General features: G+C 43.5%; 9 protein-coding genes. 4 read left to right on the top strand and 5 right to left on the bottom strand.

Annotated elements, in window-relative coordinates:
- Together DP116_RS00680 and rdgB are read left to right on the top strand one after the other, a co-directional pair.
- Positions 1-1,167 (top strand): phosphohexomutase domain-containing protein (locus DP116_RS00680; RefSeq protein WP_169153330.1); only part of this gene is annotated, 1,167 nt, incomplete at its 5' end.
- Positions 1,168-1,375: 208 nt separating this feature from the next.
- Positions 1,376-1,960 carry an RdgB/HAM1 family non-canonical purine NTP pyrophosphatase gene (rdgB, locus tag DP116_RS00685; RefSeq protein ID WP_169153331.1) on the top strand — a complete coding sequence of 195 codons (585 nt, stop codon included), beginning with the start codon at positions 1,376-1,378 and terminating at the stop codon, positions 1,958-1,960.
- 142 nt (positions 1,961-2,102) lie between these two features.
- Here the strand turns inward: rdgB and DP116_RS00690 are convergent, their stop codons facing one another.
- The 4 genes from DP116_RS00690 to DP116_RS00705 form a co-directional block, all read right to left on the bottom strand.
- The gene (locus tag DP116_RS00690) at positions 2,103-2,441 is read right to left on the bottom strand and encodes a P-II family nitrogen regulator (RefSeq protein ID WP_015197276.1); all 339 of its coding nucleotides are present in this window, start codon (positions 2,439-2,441) and stop codon (positions 2,103-2,105) included.
- Positions 2,442-2,959: 518 nt separating this feature from the next.
- Positions 2,960-3,550 (bottom strand): hypothetical protein, encoded by a 591-nt coding sequence (locus DP116_RS00695; RefSeq protein ID WP_169153332.1) that lies wholly within the window; start codon positions 3,548-3,550, stop codon positions 2,960-2,962.
- 265 nt (positions 3,551-3,815) lie between these two features.
- Positions 3,816-4,637, bottom strand: coding sequence for a bifunctional hydroxymethylpyrimidine kinase/phosphomethylpyrimidine kinase (thiD, locus tag DP116_RS00700; RefSeq protein ID WP_169153333.1), 822 nt, complete (start codon positions 4,635-4,637; stop codon positions 3,816-3,818).
- Between the two features lie 214 nt (positions 4,638-4,851).
- A complete protein-coding gene (locus DP116_RS00705; protein WP_169153334.1) occupies positions 4,852-5,274 on the bottom strand; it encodes a hypothetical protein in 423 nt (140 codons plus the stop codon).
- A 118-nt stretch (positions 5,275-5,392) separates the two neighbouring features.
- On the opposite strand from DP116_RS00705, the gene DP116_RS00710 reads away from it, so the two are divergent.
- Complete coding sequence (locus DP116_RS00710) at positions 5,393-7,249, top strand: DUF5942 domain-containing protein (protein ID WP_169153335.1); 1,857 nt, start codon at positions 5,393-5,395, stop codon at positions 7,247-7,249.
- A gap of 76 nt (positions 7,250-7,325) precedes the next feature.
- Positions 7,326-7,559, top strand: a complete 234-nt coding sequence (locus tag DP116_RS00715; protein WP_169153336.1) for a hypothetical protein — start codon at positions 7,326-7,328, stop codon at positions 7,557-7,559.
- On the opposite strand, the gene DP116_RS00720 is transcribed toward DP116_RS00715, so the two are convergent.
- Complete coding sequence (locus DP116_RS00720) at positions 7,546-7,872, bottom strand: thioredoxin domain-containing protein (protein WP_169153337.1); 327 nt, start codon at positions 7,870-7,872, stop codon at positions 7,546-7,548. The genes DP116_RS00715 and DP116_RS00720 overlap by 14 nt on opposite strands.
- Positions 7,873-8,217 lie beyond the last annotated feature (345 nt).

Here is an 8,217-nt window from a genome sequence, read left to right on the forward strand (position 1 = left end):
GCTTTTAGTTGGGCGGCGAAGCAACAAAATGCCTTGGGTGCACTCGTGATTACCGCGAGTCATAATCCAGGCAAATATTTGGGATTGAAAGTCAAAAGTGCTTTTGGTGGTTCTGCGCCGCCAGAAGTCACCAAGCAGATAGAAGCACTTTTATTACAAGCATTACCACCTGCATCAACTCCAGGCAAGATAGAGAAGTTCAACCCCTGGGGCAGTTATTGTGAAGCACTCGAAGGTAAAGTCAAGATTGAGAAAATCCGCGATGCGATCGCCGCAGGCAAACTCACAGTATTTGCTGATGTGATGCATGGCGCGGCTGCTGGTGGATTGGCAATGCTACTTGGCAATGAGATCAAAGAAATTAACAGCAACCGTGATCCGCTGTTTGGTGGCGGCGCACCAGAACCATTACCCAAATACCTTTCGCATCTGTTTGAGGTGATGCAAAATCACCAAAAAACGAATCAAGGAGGTTTAGCGGTAGGGTTGGTGTTTGACGGGGACAGCGATCGCATTGCTGCTGTTGATGGAGACAGCAATTTCCTGAGTTCACAAATCTTAATCCCAATATTAATCGACCACTTAACCCTACGCCGCGATTTCAAAGGCGAAATAGTCAAAACTGTGAGTGGTTCTGACTTGATTCCTCGCCTAGCAGCAGTGCACAACTTGTCAGTTTTTGAAACACCCGTTGGTTATAAATACATTGCTGACAGAATGTTAGAAGCACAAGTGTTGTTGGGTGGCGAAGAGTCGGGAGGAATTGGCTACGGAAGCCATATACCTGAACGGGATGCACTTTTATCAGCATTGTACGTACTAGAAGCTATCGTGGAATCTGGGCTGGATTTAGGTGATTATTATCGTCAATTGCAAGAACAAACAGATTTCACTTCCACATATGATCGCATCGATTTACCCCTCGCCAGCATGGAAGTGCGATCGCGTCTTTTACAACAACTGCAAACCCAACCTTTAACAGAAATAGCTGGAAAACCAGTCATTGACTGTCAGACAATTGATGGCTACAAGTTCCGCTTAGCCGACAACAGTTGGTTAATGATTCGTTTTAGCGGTACCGAACCCGTTTTACGCCTGTACTGCGAAGCCCCCACACTCCAACAGGTACATCAAACTCTAGCTTGGGCAAAAGAGTGGGCAGAGTAATATCAGTGATCAGTGAGCCAGCGCGAATGACGGCTCTCCCTCCGTAGGCGACTGGTGAGACAGCGCGAATGACGGCTCTCCCTCCGTAGGCGACTGCGTTCGCGAAGCGTCTCCGAAGGAGATACCCGAAGGGCGAACCCGAAGGGTTATCAGTTGTCAGTTATCACTGTTAACTGTTAACTGTTAACTGTTAACTGCTAACTGACTTATGACATTACTCGTAGTAGCGACAGGAAATCCAGGTAAGTTAAAAGAAATGCAAGCTTACCTCACTGATTCTGGTTGGGAATTAACTCTCAAACCTGAGGAATTGGAAATCGAGGAAACAGGAGACACCTTTAGTGCCAACGCCTGCCTAAAAGCATCCCAAGTGGCACTTGCAACGGGAAACTGGGCGCTCGCCGATGATTCTGGCTTGCAAGTAGATGCCCTTGATGGTGCACCAGGAGTGTATTCTGCACGTTATGGCAAAACTGATGAAGAGCGAATTGCCAGAGTGTTGAGAGAATTAGGCGATACACCAAATCGGCAAGCCCAATTTGTTTGTGTGGTGGCGATCGCTCATCCAGATGGTACAATTGCTCTACAATCAGAAGGGATTTGTCCTGGTGAAATCCTCTACGCGCCTCGTGGAAGTGGCGGTTTCGGCTATGATCCAATTTTTTACGTTCAAGAAAAGCAATTGACATTTGCTGAGATGACACCAGAGTTGAAGCGTTCAGTTAGCCATAGAGGCAAAGCTTTTGCATCTTTGCTTCAAGAGTTGCCTCATTTAAACAACACTCATTGTTAGTTGTTAGTTGTTAGTTGTTAGTTAAATTTCTACCTAAATACGAACGACTAACGACTAACCACTAACTTCTAACTATGAAATGAGTGAACAGTGAACAGTTATCTGTTGGTTTTGGACAACAAGTACTGATAACTGATAACTGTTAAACAGCTTCTGTATTCTTTTCCCCAGTACGAATTCGCACAACTTGTTCAACTGGCGAGATGAAAATTTTGCCATCACCGATTTCACCAGTGCGAGCAGCTGCGATAATTTTATCAACAACCATATCAACTTGGTTGTCTTCAACAACTATTTCCACTTTCAGTTTTTGCAAAAATTCCACAGTGTACTCAGAACCGCGATAGCGTTCGGTTTGACCTTTTTGGCGTCCAAAACCCCGCACCTCTGAAACAGTCATACCAACGATACCAGCATTAACGAGGGCAATTTTCACCTCATCAAGCTTAAAGGGACGGATAATAGCCTCTACTTTTCTCATTTATTTTCTCCCGACTTCTACGTTTATCTATCAAAGCAGATCCAGTGTTTAACACTTTCACGCTTGCTGTTACACATTGCAGATTTCACTTATGAGATTTGTTAAGATTCAAGAGTTATTCTTAACCTTGGACAGTCTTAACAAAGAAAACTGCAATATAAGATGCTCATCAGCTAGAGAGCGTAACCTCAAATAAATATTTAATCACTTCTTGTCACACGACTTAACGGTAGATGACCTAGTTATCAAAGAAAAGTAAAACTAGTAAACCAAATCCGGATGGTCTTCCTTTTCCATTAGTCAGCACAAGAAGCATAAATATCGTTTAGCCACACCTGTGCCAGAGTAAAAAGCAGACTTAAAAAGCGGATTTGGTATTAGCATTATCTACCTTAATCATTTCTTAAGTTATTTTCTGAGGTTTATACGTTCAATTTATCATTTTTTCGTAGCTTATTTAACTTGCAAACAAAGATGAATTTTGATCTGTAACAGGTTAAGTTGAAGAATGATTTGACTTAACGACTATGACTTTGAAATAAAGGACGTACAATCAAATACCCAGCGCTAAAACCAAGAGCAATAATTAACAAGATACCTATTATTAACCACCAGCCCCTAATTCGTAAAGGCTCTGATTCCTTGTAAGGATCATAGCTGACTTCCTGTTCTTCTATAAAGACTGGTTCTGGAATGGAACTTGGAATTTCCATGTTTTGGGAAAAAACAGGTGTCTGGGAATTTCCTACATAAAAAGCACGGGGACGAGAAATTTGCTCTCTAGAAGCTGGTTCAGTAATAGGTGGTTTTGTTTGAGTTCTAGAATCAGAAGAAGCTTGGGAAACTTGATGAAAATTAATCTTGGCTTGTGAATCAACCACCTTTTGCAAGCGCAAAACAGACTCAACAGCTTTGGCAATTTCTTGCCGAAGTAATTGATTTTCTTGCACGACTTGTTGATTTTGAGCATTGAGAGTATCTAACTTTGCTTGGACAGTTTGCAACTCTGTTGCCAAATCCCGATAGACAGAAAGCGGTACAGAAGGAGAATAGGCTTGTGTATTTGCTGCTGGTGTACTGCTGTGAACAGAACTTGAGATTGTTCGCATTGGTAAATTTCAATCAAAATTTAACGTCAGTCAGCTAAAACGAATTTCCTACCAGAGATAATCAGTCTGGTGAAAGTATGCCCAAGAATCATAGAAAGATATTCTTGAGGTTAAAAATGATTAATTTACAATTTAGAAGGAGAAAGATACAAGTTTATCAGTAATAGGATATAAATTTCTAAAGTATGAGATGAAAAAGGAATGTTGGTAGAAAAGAAGTTTAAGCGATTAAGCAACTTGCGTCATTCCTTATTTTGTAACTCCCTTACTTATTCAACAGTGGAAAGAAGTGTCCCACAGGACCTTGTCCTTTGCCAATGTCTAAGGCGTAAGAAAGCGCTGAAGTGACATACTCCTTTGCCTGCCGTACTGCTGTTATCAAGTCGCATCCTCGTGCAAGATGGGCGGCGATCGCCGCAGAGAGAGTACAACCAGTACCGTGAGAATTTTTTGTTTCTACGTGTTTTGTTGTCAAAGTTTCCATCTTGTGTCCGTCGAACCAGATATCAACACCACGTAAATTTCCTTGCATACCTCCACCCTTGACTAAAACAACCTTTGCCCGTACATTCCTGTGAATCATTTGAGCTGCTGCTCTCATGTCATCTAGTGAATTAATTGGTAAACTGCTTAAAATCTGAGCTTCATAGCGATTTGGTGTCACAATAGCAGCCTTAGGAATGAGCAAATGTCGAAGAGTGTTCACAGCATCATTATCTAGTAATTGCGCTCCTGTGCGAGAGACCATCACAGGATCGACGACTAGGTTATGAATTTGTAAAGCCTCCACCTGTTCAGCAACAGCGGTGATAATTTCCTTATTAAGTAGCATTCCCGTTTTCACCGCTTGAACTTCTATATCTTCATACACGGTGCGGATTTGTGCCACAACAGCCTCTGGTAGTATAGGATCAACCCGCATCACGCCCAAAGTATTTTGTGCTGTCACGCAGGTAATAGCGCTTGTACCGTGAACACAGTGAAAGGCAAAAGTGCGTAAATCTGCTTGAATACCAGCACCACCACCGCTATCAGATCCGGCGATAGTTAAAGCAACGGGCACCTTGGATGTTGTTTCGGAGTTCATAGGTTAGGGGAGGGAGAGAGGGAGAGAGGGAGGGAGAGAGGGAAAGAGGGAAACTTCCCTACTTCCCCATCTGGTGTTAATGGCAGTTGTTTTTCGTTTTTGAACGCCAGTCGCCTCAACGGGGGGAACCCCCCTTCGGGTTCGCCAGTCACCTACGGCGGGAAACCCGCCTGCAGTGCTGGTCTCACCGCACGGCGCTGGCTCCTTTAGACTTTTAACTTTCAAGGCTTTGCAATTGACTTTGCAAATATTTGCCCCATTCTGCGGCTAAGGGAATCTCTGTAAAAGGAACACGTACTGTTTTGTCTGGTTCAGAAAATAAAAATTCCAACTCAATAGTACGACCTTTTTCGGGTGGTTTTTCTACTTCTACTTGTAAGAAGTCTACCAAAAGGGTGATACTTTGCACATCAAGCAAAGAAAATGTTTCTAACTTGATTGGTCCTTTTGGGGTTGGTTTGCCCCAAGTTATATTGTTGCCTTTGTGACCCAAAACCGCGTAAATATCATACTTAGCTTGTTCAAATTGTTCTGCCCAAGTGCGGTATGCTTCTATCTTTTGATACTCCTGGGAACCTTGCCAAGCCAACCAAAAAAATGCGACTAACAGGGGTAACCATAAAAGACCACGTTCCATGTTTGAAAAATTGTCCTCCAGTTTGTATAAAAATCCTAAGTTTACTACCAGATGCACCACTAAAGGGCTTGTATGAGTTATGGTAGTGAGCAAACTGGCAAAAAGCTAATGGTTTGAAATGAGAAAGCTGATATTATTTTGCTTATTTGTCATCGGGCTGAGCGTTGCCTTGTTTAATTTTATTAATTTTCAAGGACTAGCAGCCAAAGGGGAGTTTGAGACAATAGTGCTAAATTTTCGGGAAGATATTCCCAAAGAGGTATTGCAGCAAGACCTGCAAGCTATTGCTCAACAGTACAATGTCACTCCCGAACTAGATAATCAATATTGGGCCAAGGAGAATGTTTACATCATCAAGGGCGATAAGCAGCGACTGAAAGAATTGAAAAAGTCGCCATTTGCCCAAGTCATGGATTTTATTGAACCAAATTATATCTACAAAATTCCAAAACCAGGTAAAGCAACTTGGCTGGGAGAATTATTAGATCCCTCGCAAGAGGCTGACGAAGCGAAACCAACATTCAAAGGTCCCAACGACCCCTATTACAGCAAGCAGTGGAATCTCCACAATATTCATGTTGAAGGCGCGTGGACTCAAACCAAAGGCAAAGACATTACGGTTGCAGTGATTGATACTGGTGTCACTCGCGTGCGTGATCTCATAGAGACAGAATTTGTCCCTGGCTACGACTTTGTTAACGATAGAGTAGAAGCCAAGGACGACAATGGACATGGTACTCACGTTGCTGGTACGATTGCCCAATCAACTAACAACAGCTATGGCGTAGCTGGAATTGCCTACGAAGCCAAGCTGATGCCTCTCAAGGTTCTGAGTGAGTATGGGGGTGGTACTGTTGCTGATATCGCAGCAGCGATTAAGTTTGCTGCTGATAACGGTGCAGATGTGATTAATATGAGCTTAGGCGGTGGCGGTGAAAGTCACCTGATGAAAGATGCAATTGACTATGCCCATAGAAAAGGAGTGATCATCATTGCTGCTGCTGGTAATGAAAATCAGAACTCTGCTGCTTACCCAGCGCGTTATCCCCATGTTGTTGGCGTTTCGGCATTTGGTCCAGATGGCGATAAAGCACCCTATTCTAACTTTGGTGCTGGAGTAGATATCTCCGCCCCTGGTGGTAGCGATGCAGGCAAGATTTTGCAAGAAACCATCGACCCTGATAACAAAGGCACAGCAGTGTTTATGGGCTTCCAGGGGACAAGCATGGCTTCGCCCCACGTTGCTGGTGTTGCTGCATTAGTAAAAGCTTCTGGTGTGAAAGAACCAGACCAAATCCTCGAAGTCCTCAAGCAGTCGGCACGAAGTGTTCAAGATGACAGTTTGAACTACTACGGCGCTGGACAACTCAACGCAGAAGCAGCAGTGCAATTAGCCACTCAAGGGCAAATCACTTTCCAAGACTTCTTCCGTTGGCTACGGGATAGCGGCTATCTCAACCCCGGTTTTTGGATTGATGGCGGTGCTATAGCGCTGTTACCCAAGATTTTGATGGTCGTCGGTTCCTATCTCCTCGCTTGGTTTTTACGAGTTTACTTCCCGTTCCGCTGGGGCTGGAATTTATCCTGGGGATTGATCACTGGTAGTTCCGGATTATTTTTTCTCAAGGGAATCTATATTTTTGACGTTCCGCAATGGCCTTTCCGTGTGTTGGGCAGTTCTATTCCGGAATTAGGCAATACCCTTCAAGGAACAGATGCTTTTAACCCACTGTTTGCCAGCGTATTAATTCCCTTAGGCTTAATGGGACTCTTGCTAAGTCATCCTAAATGGAAGTGGTTTGCCATTGGTTCATCACTAGGTGTAGCAGCGTGTTTAGCGGTAAGTGCAGTATTAGACCCTGCAGTTTGGGGATTGGGCAGTAGTATCTTAGCCCGTATGTTCCTCATTGTTAATGCCGTGTTATGTTTCGGTTTAGCTCGCTTAGCAGTCAAAAACGAAGAACAACCAGCTTAAACACCAGATGGGGAAGTGAGGAAGTTTTCCTCCCTCCCTCCCTCATCCCCTCAGTAATTAGGAGCAGTGTTACGATATGAGCATCACAGTTACAGGTACCATTGAACGCCGTGACATTGGTACTGGCGCTTGGGCGCTAGTTACTGATAAGGGTGATACATACGAAATCCTTAGAGGAGTAGATAAAAATTTACTCAAACAAGGACAAAAAGCAAAAGTCACGGGACTTGTGCGTGAAGATGTTCTCACTGCTGCAATGATTGGTCCAGTGCTAGAAGTAAAATCTTTTGAAGTGATTAACTCTCCTTAGATGCTGGTGAATTGAGAACTTCTTGCAAGCGACTTCTAAATTCGCCTTTGGGATGACCACCTTTGACCTCGCCCAAAATCTGAAATTCTCCTTCTGGCGAATCACAAATAATGTAGGTGGGCCATCCCATCTGTGACTTATCAGGGTATTGAGTCAACAGAATCTGACGATACTTCCGATAAGTCGCCGTATCCTGCATCTTGACGTCAATAAATTGCAAACCCAATTCCTCTGTCACCTTTTTGTCATAGAAAGACATCTTGTGGCAGATACCGCAGTCTTCGGAAGAAAACTTGATGACAGCTAAATTCATAGATTTACTTAACTCCATAAGAAGCTTCCCACTATAACGGTACTCCGTTTAACGGTGCTCGACTCGAATAGTGATTTTTAGAATCCCCCCTACTTGCCCCAAGGGTTAGCTGTGGCAGGATATCAAAATTCTCGATCTATTAACACTGGCTTGTGGAATAACATATTATAGAAGAATACCAAATATTACCAGTCAGCGAGATCCTAGTTAGGTGCAAACCGCGAAATATCGCTGATTTCGTGTCAAAAAAAATAAATCCCCAGCAGCGAGTAGCCAACTAGGGAAGTGAGTTATCAGGGTGCATCTACCAATACTATGTTCTATGAATAACTAGGGTGTTCCGGA

Source organism: Brasilonema bromeliae SPC951 (assembly GCF_012912135.1).
Lineage (GTDB): Bacteria > Cyanobacteriota > Cyanobacteriia > Cyanobacteriales > Nostocaceae > Brasilonema > Brasilonema bromeliae.

Bases quoted from the DNA above. Each gene is read 5' to 3' on its own strand.
- DP116_RS00710 (WP_169153335.1), top strand. From the start codon at position 5,393: ATGAGAAAGCTGATATTATTTTGCTTATTTGTCATCGGGCTGAGCGTT.
- DP116_RS00705 (WP_169153334.1), bottom strand. From the start codon at position 5,274: ATGGAACGTGGTCTTTTATGGTTACCCCTGTTAGTCGCATTTTTTTGG.
- rdgB (WP_169153331.1), top strand. From the start codon at position 1,376: ATGACATTACTCGTAGTAGCGACAGGAAATCCAGGTAAGTTAAAAGAA.
- DP116_RS00715 (WP_169153336.1), top strand. From the start codon at position 7,326: ATGAGCATCACAGTTACAGGTACCATTGAACGCCGTGACATTGGTACT.
- DP116_RS00720 (WP_169153337.1), bottom strand. From the start codon at position 7,872: ATGAATTTAGCTGTCATCAAGTTTTCTTCCGAAGACTGCGGTATCTGC.
- thiD (WP_169153333.1), bottom strand. From the start codon at position 4,637: ATGAACTCCGAAACAACATCCAAGGTGCCCGTTGCTTTAACTATCGCC.
- DP116_RS00690 (WP_015197276.1), bottom strand. From the start codon at position 2,441: ATGAGAAAAGTAGAGGCTATTATCCGTCCCTTTAAGCTTGATGAGGTG.
- DP116_RS00695 (WP_169153332.1), bottom strand. From the start codon at position 3,550: ATGCGAACAATCTCAAGTTCTGTTCACAGCAGTACACCAGCAGCAAAT.